The sequence below is a fragment of the Pseudomonas sp. ArH3a genome (assembly GCF_022648765.1).
GTDB lineage: Bacteria > Pseudomonadota > Gammaproteobacteria > Pseudomonadales > Pseudomonadaceae > Aquipseudomonas.
In genome coordinates this window covers 6,324,599-6,340,672 of sequence record NZ_CP080330.1, presented here as the reverse complement: position 1 = coordinate 6,340,672, position 16,074 = coordinate 6,324,599, and the positions used below count along the sequence as shown (strand labels likewise).

Genomic DNA, 16,074 nt, shown 5'->3' with positions numbered 1-16,074 from the left:
ATGTTGTGGCCAGGGACACTGATCGGTGCCGGGGCTGGCTTTGCCATTGCCAGTATTCCGGGGGCCTTATTGGGGGCATTGCTGGGGCAGGCGCTGGATCGCCGCCTCCAGTTGCAAAGTTGGGCGCAACTGCGCGAGCGCCTGGGCGGGCGCCCGGCGTTGCGCAATGACGAACTGTTGTTCGTGCTGTTAGGGCGTCTGGCCAAGAGTAATGGCCGCGTGGTGGATGGGCATATCCAGCAGGCGCGCCAGGAAATGCGCGCGCTGGACATGACTGAGCACGCCCAGCGCCGGGCGATCAGCGCGTTCAATCGCGGCAAGTCCGGTTCCGACCGGGTGCGTAATTATCTGCGTGTGCTCAAGGCTCAGCCCCATGCCGCCGAAGGTGTGTTGCGCGCGTGTTGGCGCATGGCCTGGGCGGACGGCAAGGCGGATAACGCCGAGCGCGACTTAATCGACCTGTGGGGCAAGTGGCTCGGCTGGACGCCGCAACAGCTTCAGGCACTGGCGGCCGATTACGTGCGCGAGCGCAAGCCGTTGGCCAATCGTGCCGGAGCTTATCAGGACGCGATGCGGGTACTGGGAGTAACGTCCACCACCGAGCCGACCGTGATCAAACGCGCCTATCGCCGCCTGCTCAGCCGCCACCACCCGGACAAGATTGCAGGCACTGGCGCCAGCCCAGCGCAGGTGCGCGAAGCGACCGAGCGAACCCGAGAGTTACATAACGCCTATGCATTGATTCGCGAGCGCCGAGATTTTCGCTAGCCGCCACAAATCCTGAGTTGCTAACCCAATTAGTGTGAGAGCTGGCTTGCCAGCTCCCACACTAATTGGGGTATCAAGCCAAGATCATTCGGCGGCAGCTTGCGGGCTCAACCACCCGCGAATCCGTCGATACAACTGCTCCTGCTCGGCAGCACTGTTGCCGGGCAGGGTCTTGAGTGACACCTGCTTATACCCTTCATTCTTCCCACGCTTGGCGGCGTGGGCGCGCGCGAGTGCGTTTTTGCGCTCCAGGGCGCCGTCTTGGTAGAAGACATCCGCCGTCGGCACTTTCAACGCGGGGGCCAGTTGTTGCAGGTCTGGCTGGCGACCGGCAGGCGTCTTGCCGGCCACCATCACCAACTTCTGCACTTGGGCCGGTTGTTTCTCGCTCAGGTAACGCGCGGCCCACCAGGCGCCCGTGCCATGGCCGAGCAGCACCACGCTGCGCGCGCTCTGGGTCTGGGCAAAGGCGACGGCAGCGTCGATGCGGTCGAAGATGCGCTTGGCGTCGGTCTTGTCCTGTTCATCCGCGCCCGGCACTACCGCCGGATCGGTGCCTTCGGCTTCGGCACTGGCGGCCTGTTCGATAGGTTTGGCGGCGGTGCTGCCGTCTTTGCTGCTGGTGTCGACGGCGGCCTTGGGCGATTCCATGACGCGTGGCGGCAAGGTGTCGACATTCACGTCCGGCAGCGACAGGCTGACTGTGCCCCAGTTGGCATCGGGCAATTTGCGTCGCAACGGTGCGATTGCTTGCGGCCAGTCAGCACTTTCGCCAGCGCCCGGCACGATAATCACCACGCCTTCGGGCTCGGCGCTGTTGGCCGGTTTCCACAAGGCCAGAAATGAATCGCTGCCGGCCTGCAATTGTTGCTGTTCCTGTTGCGGAACCTGGCGCTCCAGGGCGTTGGCTTCTTCCTGGCTGCGCTCGGGCAGGGGTTGGCGTTCAGCCGGTTTGTCGGCAGCGGGTGCCGGCGCGTCGTCGGCCTGAACAGAAAAGGCGCTGGTAAATAGCAGCGACAGGCACAATGCTGGCAGTGCCGAACGGTGGATAAAGGGCATCGTTAATTCCCGGCCAGAAGTGATTCCAGCAGCCTAATGGGTTGGTCAGTATTTGTCAGTGATGTGAGACGTGGATCATGGGTTTTCGCTGTCTGCTGGTTATCGGCGGTTTGTGCTTTGCCTTGATGGCGAATGCCGCGCCTGCGCCTGTTGCACCACAGGCGCAGCTCAATGCACCGCAGCGTGAATGGCTGGCCGAGCACCCGGAGCTGCGCGTGGGCGTGGTATTGCAGGCGCCGTACGCGCAATACGATCGGCGCCTGCAGCGTTTGTCCGGGGCCAATGTCGAGTTGATGCAGTGGCTGGCCAAGGCGCTGAACATCGAGCTGACGTGGCGTAACTTCCCCAGCCAGGAACAACTGGAAACCGCTGTGCGCGACGGCGAGGTGGATATTGCCCCCGGCCTGCAGCAAACCCCGGCCGGCTTGCGCCTGTGGTTATTCAGCGACCCTTATATGCGCGTGCCCCAGCATATCGTCGGTATCCGCGAGGGCAGCGGCGCGGTGGAGCTGGAGAAACTCGACGAACTGTCCCGCGTTGCCGTGCGCATGCCCAGCGCTGTGGCCGATTACCTGCGCAGCAATTATCCCAACCTCAACTTGCAAGGCGTGCCCATGGAGCGCCAGGCGCTGCAATTGCTGGTCAGCCAGCAAGCGCGTTATGCCGTGGTGGATGAGGCACAGTTGAGTCGGTTGTCCGGCGAGGCGGAGTTTGCCGGGCTAGCAGTGGTCGGCGATATCGGCCTGCCGCAACTGCTGCGCGTGGCCACCCGCCGCGAATGGCCTGCGCTTGCCGGCATCATGCAAAGCGCTTTGCGCGCGATACCCGCTCGCGACCTCGATCAATTGCACAGCCGCTGGCTGCAACCCAAATACCCACGGCTGACCGAATCGCCGGGACTGTGGCAAAACCTTAGCCTGCTCTTGGCGATGTTCTTGCTCGCCAGCCTGGCGGTGGTGTTCTGGCAGCGCCGTCACCAGCGCGTGCTGGAACACAGCCTGCTGGCCGCCCGGGAAGAAAGCGCCGCCCGCGCCGCCGGCGCCGAAGCCTTGCGCTTGACGCAGTTCTCCATTGATCAAAGCACCGTGGGCATCTTGTGGGTCAATTGGGACAGCCATGTGCGATACGCCAACCGCGCCGCCGAGACCATGCTGGGCTACGGCCCCGGCGCGTTGATCGAGCGACCGCTGATCGATTTCGACCCGACCTTGAACATGGACCGCTGGCTCAACATGTGGAAGCGTGCGCGTGCCAGCGAAGAAGGCGCGCAAACCTTCGCCGCCGATTGCGTGCGCGCCGACGGCAGCATCCTGCCGGCCGATGTGTCGCTGAGCTTTTTGCGCTTTGCCGAAGGCGAGTACCTAGTGGTCTACCTCAATGACGTCACCGAGCGCCGCCGTTACGTGGCCGCGTTGCAGCAAAGCGAAACACAATTACGCGAACTCTCGGCCCACCTGGAAACCGTGCGCGAAGAAGAAAAGGCGCGCATCGCCCGTGAAGTGCACGACGAACTCGGGCAGATGCTCACGGTGCTCAAGCTGGAAACCTCGATGTGCGAGCTGGCCTATGCACAACTGGACCCAGGCCTGAACGAGCGCTTGAACAGCATGAAGCGCCTGATCGCCCAGCTGTTCCAGCTTGTCCGGGACGTGGCGACCGCACTGCGCCCACCGATTCTCGACGCCGGCATTGCCTCGGCCATCGAATGGCAGGCACGCCGCTTCGAAGCGCGCACACACATCCCTTGCCTGGTCCAAGTCCCGGATAACCTGCCGGCCCTGAGCGATGCCAAGGCCATTGGCCTGTTCCGCATCCTGCAGGAGGCGCTGACCAATGTGATGCGCCATGCCCAGGCGCATACTGTCGAGCTGACCTTGAGCGTGGAAGGCGCCGACCTGCGGCTGACCATCAGCGATGACGGCATCGGTTTCGTCGAAACCCAGGGCCGCCCGGTGTCCTTTGGCGTAGTCGGTATGCGCGAGCGCGTATTGATGATGGGTGGGCAACTGAGCCTGCACAGCGAACTGGGGGAGGGCACGACCTTGAGTGTCACGGTGCCGTTGGATGCATAACCCTAAGAGGAAGCCCCTGTGATTCGTGTACTGGTAGCCGAAGACCACACCATCGTCCGTGAAGGCATCAAGCAATTGATCGGCCTGGCCAAAGACCTGCTGGTGGTCGGCGAGGCCTGTAATGGCGAGCAGCTGCTCGAGACCTTGCGCCATGTGCAGTGCGAGGTGGTGTTGCTGGATATCTCGATGCCCGGTGTGAATGGCCTGGAAGCCATCGCGCGTATCCGTGCACTGAGCCATCCGCCGGCGATTCTGGTGTTGTCGATGCACGATGAAGCGCAAATGGCCGCCCGCGCCCTGAAGGTCGGGGCGGCAGGGTATGCCACCAAGGACAGCGACCCGGCGCTGCTGCTGACGGCGATTCGCAAGGTCGCGGCAGGCGGGCGCTATATCGACCCGGACCTGGCCGACCGCATGGTCTTTGAAGTCGGCCTCACCGATACGCGGCCGCTGCATTCATTGCTGTCGGAGCGCGAGTTCTCGGTGTTCGAGCGCCTGGCCCAGGGTGCCAACGTCAATGACATCGCCCAGCAACTGGCGCTGAGCAGCAAGACCATCAGCACCCATAAGGCGCGGTTGATGCAAAAGCTCAATATCACTTCATTGGCTGAATTGGTGAAGTACGCCATGGAACACAAGCTGTTGTGACCCCATGATCGTTCCCGCGCTCTGCATGGGAATGCAGCCAAGGACGCTCAGCGTCCCAAAGCGTGACGCCGCGCGTCACAAGAGGTGTTCCCACGCGGAGCGTGGGAACGATCAGTGGCAGGCGGCATGCCCAATAACGACACCTCGAAAATACCGTCGAGCCCATTCCTGCTGCTTGTAGCTCGCCCCTTGTCGCTGCCCTGTCCCATCCCCGCCATCCGTGTAGGGCAATCCCTACCCCGAACCTTCCATCCTGCTGATGCGATTCTCTCCTGGCCCCCGATTTCCGGGGCCTCGCGCCTGGACTACGCTTGTGCCACAGCAGTCCAAAACAAAAAGGTGCGGGTATGAGCGAGGCGGATTCAAATGATGTGCTGGTCAGCTTTCGTGGCGTGCAGAAAAGCTACGACGGCGAGAACCTGATCGTCAAAGACCTCAACCTGGAGATTCGCAAGGGCGAGTTCCTCACCCTGCTCGGGCCCTCCGGTTCGGGCAAGACCACCAGCCTGATGATGCTCGCCGGCTTCGAGACGCCGACCGCCGGTGAAATCCTGCTGGCCGGGCGTGCCATCAATAACGTGCCGCCGCACAAGCGCGACATCGGCATGGTGTTCCAGAACTATGCGCTGTTCCCGCACATGACCGTGGCCGAGAACCTGGCATTCCCGCTGTCGGTGCGCGGCTTGAGCAAGACCGATGTCAGCGAGCGGGTCAAACGCGTGCTGAGCATGGTCCAGCTGGATGCCTTCGCCCAGCGCTACCCGGCGCAACTCTCCGGCGGCCAGCAACAGCGCGTGGCCCTGGCCCGGGCGTTGGTGTTCGAACCGCAACTGGTGCTGATGGACGAGCCCCTCGGCGCGCTCGACAAGCAACTGCGCGAACACATGCAGATGGAGATCAAGCACCTGCACCAGCGCCTCGGCGTGACCGTGGTGTACGTGACCCACGACCAGGGCGAAGCCTTGACCATGTCCGACCGCGTGGCGGTGTTCCACCAGGGCGAGATCCAGCAGATCGCCGCGCCGCGCACCTTGTACGAAGAACCCAAGAACACCTTCGTTGCCAACTTCATCGGCGAGAACAACCGTCTCAACGGCCGCCTGCACAGCCACACCGGCGAGCGCTGCGTGGTGGAGCTGGCGCGCGGTGAGAAGGTCGAGGCGCTGGCGGTGAATGTCGGCCAGATCGGTGGCCCGGTGACGTTGTCGGTACGCCCGGAGCGCGTCAGCCTCAATGGCTCCAGCGAATCGTGTGTGAACCGTTTCTCCGGGCGCGTGGCCGAATTTATCTACCTGGGCGACCACGTGCGTGTGCGCCTGGAAGTCTGCGGCAAGGCCGATTTTTTTGTGAAACAACCGATTGCCGAGCTGGACCCAGCCCTGGCGGTCGGCGACGTGGTACCGATTGGCTGGCAAGTCGAGCACGTTCGCGCACTCGACCCACTTCTAGAGGCGAATTGATCGCCCCCTGGCTTCACCAACCCTGCACGTGGAGAGAACAACAATGTTGAGATCCCTGAAATATTCAGCGCTGGCCATCGGTTTGATGGGCGCGACACAGGCCATGGCAGGCCCGGACCTGACGGTCGTGTCCTTTGGTGGCGCGAACAAGGCGGCCCAGGTTAAGGCCTTCTATGCACCGTGGGAAAGCGCGGGCAACGGCAAGATCGTCGCCGGTGAGTACAACGGTGAAATGGCCAAGGTCAAAGCCATGGTCGACACCAAGAGCGTGTCCTGGGACTTGGTGGAAGTGGAGTCGCCGGAACTGTCTCGTGGCTGTGACGAAGACATGTTCGAGCCGCTCGACCCGAAACTGTTCGGCAATAGCGCTGACTACGTGAAGGGCGCAATCCAGCCCTGCGGCGTGGGCTTCTTTGTGTGGTCCACCGTGCTGGCGTACAACGCCGACAAGCTGACCACTGCACCGACCAGTTGGGCGGACTTCTGGGATACCAAGAAATTCCCAGGCAAGCGCGGCCTGCGCAAGGGCGCCAAGTACACCCTGGAATTCGCCTTGATGGCGGACGGTGTGGCACCCAAAGACGTGTACAAAGTGCTGGCCGGTAAAGACGGCCAGGACCGCGCGTTTAAGAAACTCGACGAACTCAAGCCGTCGATCCAGTGGTGGGAAGCCGGCGCCCAACCGCCGCAGTACCTGGCCTCTGGCGACGTGGTCATGAGTTCGGCCTATAACGGCCGTATCGCGGCCGTGCAAAAAGAAAGCAACCTGAAAGTGGTGTGGAACGGCGGCATTTATGACTTTGATGCCTGGGCCATTCCAAAAGGCCTGGCCAAGGACCGCGCCGAAGCGGCGAAGAAGTTCATCGCCTTCTCGGTGCAGCCACAGCAACAGAAGATCTACTCGGAAAACATCGCCTACGGTCCGGCGAATACCCAGGCCGTGCCGTTGCTGGCCAAAGATGTACTGAAGGATATGCCGACCACGCCGGAGAACATCGCCAATCAGGTGCAGATCGACGTGAGCTTCTGGGCGGATAACGGCGAGCAGCTCGAGCAGCGCTTCAATTCCTGGGCGGCCAAGTAACCCCGCATAACCCCCTGTGTAAGCAGGCTTGTGTGGGAGCAGGCAAGCCAGCGCCCACAAAAAGCCCGGCCCACAGGGGATCCTTAGAAGATTTTCGGAGTTAGCCATGGCCATCGCCGTTCCCTCCAACGAGGTCAACAGCCCCACCCTCAAGCAGCGCCTGGCGCGTGCCGAGCGGCTCAACCGCTGGAAGGCCCAGGCCTTGATTGCGCCGCTGGTGCTGTTTTTGCTGCTGGTGTTCCTGGTGCCGATTGTTGCGCTGCTCTACAAAAGCGTCGGCAACCCGGAAGTGGTGGGCGGCTTGCCGCGCACCGTGGTGGCGGTCAAAACCTGGGACGGCCGTGGCCTGCCGGCTGAGCCGGTGTACCAGGCGCTGAGCGAAGACCTGGGCGAGGCGCGTAAAAACCAGACCTTGGGCGACCTGTCCAAACGCTTGAACATGGAACTGGCCGGCTACCGTAGCCTGCTGACCAAAACTGCGCGGGCGCTGCCGTTCACTCAAGCGCCGGCCTCTTATAAAGAAGCGTTGGAAAGCCTCGACGAACGCTGGGGCGACCCGGCGTACTGGCAGGCGATCCGGCGCAATACCAGCAGCCTCACGCCGTACTACCTGCTGGCAGCGGTCGATCACCGCATCGATGACCTGGGCGAAGTGGCCCCGGCCACGCCCGATCAGGCGATCTACCTGGACATCTTCGCCCGAACGTTCTGGATGGGCTTGGTGATCACCTTCGTCTGCCTGCTGCTGGCGTATCCCTTGGCCTACCTGCTGGCTAACCTGCCGGCACGCAAAAGCAACCTGCTGATGATTCTGGTGTTGTTGCCGTTCTGGACCTCGATTTTGGTGCGAGTGGCGGCATGGATCGTGTTGCTGCAGTCCGGCGGGCTGATCAACAGCGCGTTGATGGGCATGGGCCTGATCGATAAACCCATGGAGCTGGTGTTCAACCGCACCGGGGTTTACATCTCGATGGTGCACATCCTGTTGCCGTTCATGATTTTGCCGATCTACAGCGTGATGAAAGGTATCTCGCCCACGTATATGCGCGCGGCGATTTCCCTGGGTTGCCACCCGTTCGCCAGCTTCTGGCGCGTGTATTTCCCGCAGACCTATGCCGGTGTCGGCGCCGGTTGCCTGCTGGTGTTCATCCTGGCGATTGGTTACTACATCACCCCGGCGCTGCTCGGCAGCCCGAACGACCAGATGGTCAGCTACTTCGTGGCGTTCTACACCAACACCAGCATTAACTGGGGCATGGCCACGGCGTTGGGCGGCTTGTTGCTGCTGGCGACGGTGGTGTTGTACCTGATCTATAACCGGCTGGTGGGCGCCAGTCGCCTGCGCCTGAGCTGAGGAGACCTAGCGATGCTGAGCCCTTATATGTCACCGGTGGAACGGGTGTGGTTCTACAGCTTGCGGATCCTGTGCGGCTTGATCCTGCTGTTCCTGATCCTGCCGGTGCTGGTGATTATCCCGCTGTCGTTCAACAGCGGCAGTTTCCTGGTGTACCCGCTGCAAGGCTTCTCGCTGCATTGGTATCAGGACTTTTTCGCCTCGGCCGAGTGGATGCGTGCGCTGAAGAACAGCGTCATCGTCGCCCCGGCGGCCACCGTGCTGGCCATGGTCTTCGGCACCTTGGCGGCAATTGGCCTGACGCGCGGCAACTTCCCCGGCAAAGCGCTGGTGATGGCCTTGGTGATTTCGCCGATGGTGGTGCCGGTGGTGATTATTGGCGTGGCCAGCTACTTGTTCTTTGCGCCGTTGGGCTTGGGCAACAGCTTCTTTTCGCTGATCGTGGTGCACGCGGTGCTGGGCGTGCCGTTTGTGATCATCACCGTGTCGGCGACGTTGCAGGGCTTTAACCATAACCTGGTGCGGGCGGCGGCCAGCCTGGGCGCTTCGCCCTTGACCGCGTTTCGCCGGGTGACCTTGCCGCTGATCGCGCCGGGGGTGATCAGCGGGGCACTGTTTGCCTTCTCAACGTCCTTCGATGAAGTGGTGGTGACGCTGTTCCTCGCCGGCCCGGAGCAAGCGACCCTGCCTCGGCAGATGTTCAGCGGCATCCGTGAAAACTTAAGCCCGACGATTGCGGCGGCGGCCACGTTGCTGATTGCCTTCTCGGTGCTGTTGTTGCTGACCCTTGAATGGCTACGAGGCCGCAGCGAGAAACTGCGTACTGCTCAGGTCTAACTGTGGAAACCCGATCAAATGTGGGAGCTGGCTTGTCGGATCGCTGCACCGCTGCGATAGCATCACCTCGGTTTGCCTGTAACACCGAGTCGCCCTCATCGCAGGCAAGCCAGCTCCCACATTGACCGAGCCATTCAGCCCCTGAATGCTAGGCAACCCAAAATACCCAGCTATCCTTGTGCCAGCCCATCATTAATAAGAGGCCGCGCACATGAGTACCTCCTCATTCAAGATCGCCCACAAGCTGCTGACCGGCGCTGGCGCCATCGAGCAGCTCGCCTTTGAGCTCACCCGCCTGGATGTGGATAACCCGCTGATCGTCACCGACGCCGCGCTGGTCAAGTCCGGCACCGTGGCGCTTGCGCTGGAACACTTGGGCGAACGGTCCTATGAAATATTCGACCGCGTGCTGCCCGACCCGGAAATCGCCATCGTCGAGGACTGCATGCGCGCGTACCGCGAAGGTGGGCATGACGGCCTGATCGGCGTGGGCGGTGGCAGTGCCATCGACATCGCCAAGAGCGTTGCGGCCTATGCCGGTTACCACGGCGCGCTGGCGGACTTGTTCGGCGTCGACCAAGTGCCGCGCAAAGGGCCACCGTTGATCGCCATCCCCACTACCGCCGGTACCGGCTCGGAAGTGACCAATGTGGCGATCCTCTCTGACAAGGCCGCACAACTGAAAAAAGGCATCGTCAGCGATTACCTGCTGCCGGACGTCGCGTTGATCAGCCCGCAAATGACCCTCACGTGCCCGCGCAGTGTGACCGCCGCCAGTGGCGTGGATGCCATGGTGCATGCCATCGAATCCTACCTGTCGCTGAATGCCTCGCCGATCACCGATGCCCTGGCCATCGGCGCGATCAAGCTGATCGCCAAGGCGCTGCCCAAGGCTTACGCCAACCCGGCCAACCTGCAGGCCCGCGATGACATGGCCACCGCCAGCCTGATGGCCGGCATGGCGTTTGGCAATGCCGGGGTGGGCGCGGTGCATGCGTTGGCGTACCCGCTGGGCGGGCGTTTCAATATCGCCCACGGCGTGAGCAATGCGCTGCTGCTGCCCTACGTGATGCACTGGAACAAGCTGGCGTGTGTGGAGCGCATGCGCGACATTGGCGAGGCCATGGGCGTGAATGTCAGTGGTTTAAGCGTTAATGATGCCGCCGACCAGGCCGTCGAAGCGATGACGCGACTGTGTGCCGCAGTGGAGATCCCGTCAGGCCTGCGCAGCTTCGGTATTCCCGAGGACGCGATCCCGGCCATGGCCACTGAAGCGGCGGGCATTGAACGCTTAATGCGCAACAACCCGCGCAAGCTCAGCGCGGCGGATATCGAGAAAATCTACCGGGCGGCTTACTAACCGTTGAGTTAGGTCACGGTGCGCGCAGCAAAGCATGAGGTATACAATGCGCGCCATCGTGATTTAGCTCAAAAAAGGTGCGTCATGCAGCCCTTCGTTATCGCTCCATCGATTCTCTCCGCCGATTTCGCCCGTCTGGGTGAAGAAGTGGACAAGGTGTTGGCCGCCGGCGCCGACTTCGTGCACTTCGATGTCATGGACAACCACTACGTTCCCAACCTGACCATCGGCCCGATGGTCTGCGCGGCGCTGCGCAAGTACGGCATCACTGCGCCGATCGATGCGCACCTGATGGTCAGCCCGGTGGACCGTATCGTCGGTGACTTCATCGAGGCCGGCGCGACCTACATCACCTTCCACCCGGAAGCCACGCTGCACGTCGACCGCACCTTGCAACTGATCCGCGAAGGCGGCTGCAAGGCGGGCCTGGTGTTCAACCCGGCCACCCCGCTGAGCGTGCTTGAATATGTGATGGACAAGGTCGACATGGTCTTGCTGATGAGCGTCAACCCAGGCTTCGGCGGGCAGAAATTCATCCCTGGCACCCTCAACAAGCTGCGCGAAGCCCGCGCGCTGATCGACGCGTCCGGCCGGGATATCCGCCTGGAAATCGACGGTGGGGTCAACGTCAACAATATCCGCGAAATCGCCGCCGCTGGCGCTGACACCTTCGTGGCCGGCTCGGCGATCTTCAACGCCCCGGACTACCAGGAAGTCATCGACAAGATGCGTGCCGAACTGGCGCTGGCGCGTCCATGAGCGGCTTTGAGCAGCTGTTCCCCGGCAAACTGCCACGGCTGGTGATGTTCGATCTGGACGGTACCTTGATCGACTCGGTGCCGGACCTGGCGGCAGCGGTGGACCAGATGCTGCTCAAGCTGGGGCGCAAGCCTGCGGGTGTTGAGTCGGTGCGTGAGTGGGTCGGCAACGGCGTGCAGATGCTGGTGCGCCGGGCCTTGGCCAATCACATCGATGCCGAAGGTGTCGATGAGGTAGAGGCCGAACACGCCCTAGAATTGTTCAACGCCGCCTATGAGGACGGCCACGAGCTGACCGTGGTTTACCCCGGCGTGCGCGACACCCTCAAATGGCTGCACAAGCAAGGCGTGGAAATGGCCCTGATCACCAACAAGCCGGAGCGTTTTGTCGCGCCGCTGTTGGATCATATGAAAATCGGCCGGTATTTCCGCTGGATCATCGGCGGCGATACCTTGCCGCAGAAGAAACCCGACCCGGCGGCGCTATTCTTTGTGATGAAAATGGCCAATATCCCGGCTTCCCAGTCGTTGTTTGTCGGTGATTCGCGCAGTGATGTGCTGGCCGCAAAAGCCGCAGGCGTGCAGTGTGTGGCGCTCAGTTACGGCTATAACCATGGCCGGCCGATCGCCGAAGAATCACCGGCACTGGTGATTGATGACCTGCGACGGCTAATCCCCGGTTGCTTGGGAGCGGGCGCTGAGATAACGTTGGCCGACATCGAACCAACCCCTTCTGGAAACGCCATCGTGGTGGTCACTCGCAAACTCTGGATGAAAGTCATCAAGGCCCTGGCCCGCTGGCGTTGGCGCGCCTGACTGATCCTGGCCGCGCTGCGGCACGTTTGCACACCTGACCGTTTGACCCTCATGCCACGAGGCACCTCATGATCCGCGAAGAATTCCTGCGTTTGGCCGCTGCCGGCTATAACCGTATCCCCTTGGCCTGCGAAACCCTGGCCGACTTCGATACGCCGCTGTCGATCTATTTGAAGCTGGCCGACGAGCCCAACTCCTACCTGCTGGAATCGGTACAAGGCGGCGAGAAGTGGGGCCGTTACTCGATCATCGGCTTGCCGTGCCGCACCGTGCTGCGGGTGCATGATCACCACGTGAGCATCACGCTGGATGGCGTCGAGATCGAAAGCCACGACGTTGAAGACCCTCTGGCCTTCGTCGAGGCATTCAAAGCGCGTTACAACGTGCCGACCATCGCTGGCCTGCCGCGCTTCAACGGTGGCCTGGTGGGGTATTTCGGCTACGACTGCGTGCGCTACGTGGAAAAACGCTTGGGCAAATGCCCGAACCCGGACCCGCTGGGCGTGCCGGACATTCTGTTGATGGTCTCTGACGCGGTGGTGGTGTTCGACAACCTTGCCGGCAAGATGCACGCGATTGTCCTCGCTGACCCTTCCCAGGCGGGCGCCTTCGAGCAAGGCCAGGCCAGCCTCGAAGCCCTGCTGGAAAAACTGCGCCAGCCAATCACCCCACGTCGTGGCCTGGACCTCAGCCGTCCTCCGGCCGCCGACCCGATATTCCGCTCCAGCTTTACCCAAAACGACTACGAACGCGCCGTCGACACCATCAAGGAATACATCCTCGCCGGTGACTGCATGCAGGTGGTGCCGTCGCAACGCATGTCCATCGACTTCAAGGCCGCGCCGATTGACCTGTACCGCGCGCTGCGTTGCTTCAACCCGACGCCATACATGTACTTCTTCAACTTCGGCGACTTCCACGTGGTGGGCAGTTCGCCGGAAGTGCTGGTGCGGGTCGAAGACAACCTGATTACCGTGCGCCCGATCGCCGGGACGCGCCCGCGTGGCGCCACCGAAGAAGCTGACCTTGCGCTGGAAGAAGACCTGCTGAGCGACGACAAGGAAATCGCCGAGCACTTGATGCTGATCGACCTGGGCCGCAATGACACCGGCCGCGTTTCGGAAATCGGCTCGGTGAAGCTGACCGAGAAGATGGTCATCGAGCGGTATTCCAACGTGATGCACATTGTGTCCAACGTCACCGGCGAGCTGAAAGAAGGGTTGACCGCCATGGACGCGCTGCGGGCGATTCTGCCGGCGGGCACCTTGTCGGGCGCGCCGAAGATTCGCGCGATGGAGATCATCGACGAACTGGAGCCGGTCAAGCGCGGTGTGTATGGCGGCGCCGTGGGCTATTTCGCCTGGAACGGCAACATGGATACCGCGATTGCGATACGCACCGCCGTGATCAAGGACGGCGAACTGCATGTGCAGGCCGGCGGCGGGATTGTGGCTGACTCGGTGCCAGCGCTGGAATGGGAAGAAACCCTGAACAAGCGCCGCGCGATGTTCCGTGCGGTGGCGTTGGCCGAGCAAACTCCGCAAAACTGAGATCAGATGTAGATCAAAATGTGGGAGCTGGCTTGCCTGCGATAGCATCACCTCGGTCTACCTGATACACCGAGGTGATGCTATCGCAGGCAAGCCAGCTCCCACATTGGGTTTGCGCTGGCTTCAAGACCGCATCAGAAATCCAGACTCACCCCCACACTCACCCCTTGCTGGGTCAGGCTGTCATCTTTCCTCACGTTATACGCCGCCCGTAACGCCAGCTCCTGAGTCAGCTTATGGCTGACACCCACACTCAAGCGATCCGAATTGCTGCGTGGCGTGTAGCCATCCAGTTTGAAATCGATCCCTTGCACGCTGTTGAGCGACATCTTCACCTTTTGGGTGTCGTTTTCGAACTCATGCTCGTGAGCCACTTCGCCAAACACCTGGGTTTGCGGGGTGACGCGGTAGCTGCCCTGCAGGCCTACGCCCAGGCGCTTGGAGTCGCGTTGTTGATCATCGAAGGTCAGCGCGGTAGAGCGGTTGTCTTTTTCCGAATAGCCGTTCACTTCGACGCGCGCATAGTCGGCGCTGACGAACGGTGACAAGTGCCAGTCGCTGCCGGCCCCGGCGATGTCATAACCCACGCGGCCGCTCAAGGCCCAGAGCCAGCCGTCGGTGTCGCCTTTTTCCGAGCCTTCGCCGACGCCCAGGGCGAACTTGCGCTTAAGGCTGTCGAAGTCCAGCTTGCCGCCGGTCAGTGCGGCATCGGCCCACCAGTGATTTTGCTGATATTGCGCGAACGCGGTGCCCATGTAGCTGTTGAGCTTGTAGTTTGAATCGCTGGCGCCGGCTTCGAGTGTCTGCCGATACAGGCCGGCGGCCACGCCGACGCGCCAGTTTTCGTCGAGCCGGTAGCTGCCGCCGACGTTCAGGTTATAGCCACTGCCGTCACCGCTGGCCGAGCTGCTTTGATCATCGAAGTCCAGGTGCTGGCCGCCGCCGGCCACAATCGCGCGCCATTGGCCGACCGCTTGCCAGCTACCGGTGTCGGCCTGCCACTGGTTGCGCAGTTCATCTTGGTGGGCGCGCAAGGTGCCTTGGGCCATCTCCGGCAGCAAGGTCAGTTCCCATGGCGCTGCCAGCAGTGAATAGGCGTAGTCGGCGATCAAGCGTTGCCCGGCGATGGTGGGGTGGACCGAGTCGTTGTAGATCAGCTTGGTTGGGTCCGGGTGGGTGCCGCCAATGCCGTAGGTCGGGTTGGCGGTGCAGCTGTTACCGCTGAAGCAGGTGCCGGTGAGGTTTTGCCCGGTGGCCAGGCCGAAGCGGGCAGGGTCGGCGAAGGTTTCCTTCAGCAGCAGCGGAATATTCAGCGGGATGATCTGCGCGTCGATCTGTGACAGGCGCTGCACCAGTGACTGGTTGAAGATGTTACTCAGGGCCGAGCTTGCTGCCTGCGACGGCGTGCCATTGATGGCTGGGGTCAGGCCCAGGTCAGGCAGCATCCACACCATGATGTAGCGCGCGCCGGCTTGTTGCAGGGCTTGGGCGCTGTCTGCCAGCCGGCCGCCGGCGGCAACAGCCTGGCCCGGGCTGAGAACGCGCCCTTGCAGGAAGTCGTTACCGCCACCGGAGAGGAAGTACAGCGCGTTCGGGTCGGCCCGCCCGCCGTTTGCGGGCAGATAACCCTGGCGGCTGCGCAAAACAGTGCCGCCACCTGGGTTGCCCGGCGGAATCGCCGCGTTGGAGACTGAGGTGATGGAGTCCAGAATGTTGTCGGTGCGGTAGCCGCCCACTGCCCAGTTGTTGCCGTCAGGCAAGCCTTGGGCTGCGCGAACCGGCGAGGTGGAGGCGTTCAGGTCGTTTGGCGCTACGCCCAGTTTCGAACCCAGTAAGGTCGATGAAACCAGGCCGTAGTCGCCCTGAAACGTGGGGCCGGTGCGGTTGGTAAAGCGCAGGGTGGCGCCGTTCGAACCATCCGGGAACTGGCCTGCGTCAGCCAGGCTGTCGCCAAAGACGATCATGGTTGAGTACGGCGAAGGGGCTGCCAATGCCTGCGCGCAGGCCAGTGACAGGAGACAGCCGGCCAGGGGCGCGAAAAACGGTGGTCTGAGCATGCGAAATTCCATTTAGTTGTTTTTGTATCGGAAGCGAAACACTAGCAATGTATTGCGAGAATTCGACGAAGAAAACCGTTTTTTCCTATAAAGATTCCGTCGTGATTTCCCCGTATTCGCTGCTCCATATTGCACCGCTGGCGAGGCTACGTTACTGTGCCTGAACGTATGAATGAGACCCTCCCCGTGTTGATCATCAGCAAACTCTTGATGCGAGTAGTCAAGGCACACGCCCGTTGGCGTTGGCGCGC

The 16,074-nt window shown here is 62.0% G+C and carries 13 protein-coding genes; 11 read left to right on the top strand and 2 right to left on the bottom strand.

From position 1 onward, the window contains the following. The gene (locus K0P33_RS29295; protein WP_094951409.1) at positions 1-768 is read left to right on the top strand and encodes a TerB family tellurite resistance protein; all 768 of its coding nucleotides are present in this window, start codon (positions 1-3) and stop codon (positions 766-768) included. Positions 769-852: 84 nt separating this feature from the next. On the opposite strand, the gene K0P33_RS29290 is transcribed toward K0P33_RS29295, so the two are convergent. After that, positions 853-1,827 carry an alpha/beta hydrolase family protein gene (locus tag K0P33_RS29290; protein WP_242153001.1) on the bottom strand — a complete coding sequence of 325 codons (975 nt, stop codon included), beginning with the start codon at positions 1,825-1,827 and terminating at the stop codon, positions 853-855. A 77-nt stretch (positions 1,828-1,904) separates the two neighbouring features. On the opposite strand from K0P33_RS29290, the gene K0P33_RS29285 reads away from it, so the two are divergent. The 10 genes from K0P33_RS29285 (at position 1,905) to trpE (ending at position 13,766) form a co-directional block, all read left to right on the top strand. Then, entirely contained in the window at positions 1,905-3,899 is a 1,995-nt protein-coding gene (locus K0P33_RS29285) for a transporter substrate-binding domain-containing protein (RefSeq protein ID WP_094951411.1), read from the top strand. A gap of 18 nt (positions 3,900-3,917) precedes the next feature. Beyond that, positions 3,918-4,547, top strand: a complete 630-nt coding sequence (locus tag K0P33_RS29280; RefSeq protein ID WP_094951412.1) for a response regulator transcription factor — start codon at positions 3,918-3,920, stop codon at positions 4,545-4,547. Positions 4,548-4,894: 347 nt separating this feature from the next. Then, positions 4,895-6,007, top strand: a complete 1,113-nt coding sequence (locus K0P33_RS29275) for an ABC transporter ATP-binding protein (RefSeq protein ID WP_094951413.1) — start codon at positions 4,895-4,897, stop codon at positions 6,005-6,007. Positions 6,008-6,050: 43 nt separating this feature from the next. Continuing rightward, positions 6,051-7,091, top strand: a complete 1,041-nt coding sequence (locus K0P33_RS29270; protein WP_058420488.1) for an ABC transporter substrate-binding protein — start codon at positions 6,051-6,053, stop codon at positions 7,089-7,091. 106 nt (positions 7,092-7,197) lie between these two features. Beyond that, the gene (locus K0P33_RS29265; protein WP_094951415.1) at positions 7,198-8,445 is read left to right on the top strand and encodes an ABC transporter permease; all 1,248 of its coding nucleotides are present in this window, start codon (positions 7,198-7,200) and stop codon (positions 8,443-8,445) included. A gap of 12 nt (positions 8,446-8,457) precedes the next feature. After that, the gene (locus K0P33_RS29260) at positions 8,458-9,282 is read left to right on the top strand and encodes an ABC transporter permease (RefSeq protein WP_010206955.1); all 825 of its coding nucleotides are present in this window, start codon (positions 8,458-8,460) and stop codon (positions 9,280-9,282) included. Between the two features lie 211 nt (positions 9,283-9,493). Then, positions 9,494-10,642, top strand: coding sequence for an iron-containing alcohol dehydrogenase (locus K0P33_RS29255; RefSeq protein WP_242152998.1), 1,149 nt, complete (start codon positions 9,494-9,496; stop codon positions 10,640-10,642). A gap of 84 nt (positions 10,643-10,726) precedes the next feature. Beyond that, complete coding sequence (gene rpe, locus K0P33_RS29250) at positions 10,727-11,401, top strand: ribulose-phosphate 3-epimerase (RefSeq protein WP_034116070.1); 675 nt, start codon at positions 10,727-10,729, stop codon at positions 11,399-11,401. Then, positions 11,398-12,216 carry a phosphoglycolate phosphatase gene (locus K0P33_RS29245; protein WP_094951417.1) on the top strand — a complete coding sequence of 273 codons (819 nt, stop codon included), beginning with the start codon at positions 11,398-11,400 and terminating at the stop codon, positions 12,214-12,216. Before rpe ends, K0P33_RS29245 begins: the two co-directional genes overlap by 4 nt. A gap of 68 nt (positions 12,217-12,284) precedes the next feature. Next, positions 12,285-13,766, top strand: coding sequence for an anthranilate synthase component I (gene trpE / locus K0P33_RS29240; RefSeq protein ID WP_094951418.1), 1,482 nt, complete (start codon positions 12,285-12,287; stop codon positions 13,764-13,766). A gap of 134 nt (positions 13,767-13,900) precedes the next feature. On the opposite strand, the gene estP is transcribed toward trpE, so the two are convergent. Continuing rightward, the gene (gene estP, locus K0P33_RS29235; protein WP_242152994.1) at positions 13,901-15,823 is read right to left on the bottom strand and encodes an esterase EstP; all 1,923 of its coding nucleotides are present in this window, start codon (positions 15,821-15,823) and stop codon (positions 13,901-13,903) included. Positions 15,824-16,074 lie beyond the last annotated feature (251 nt).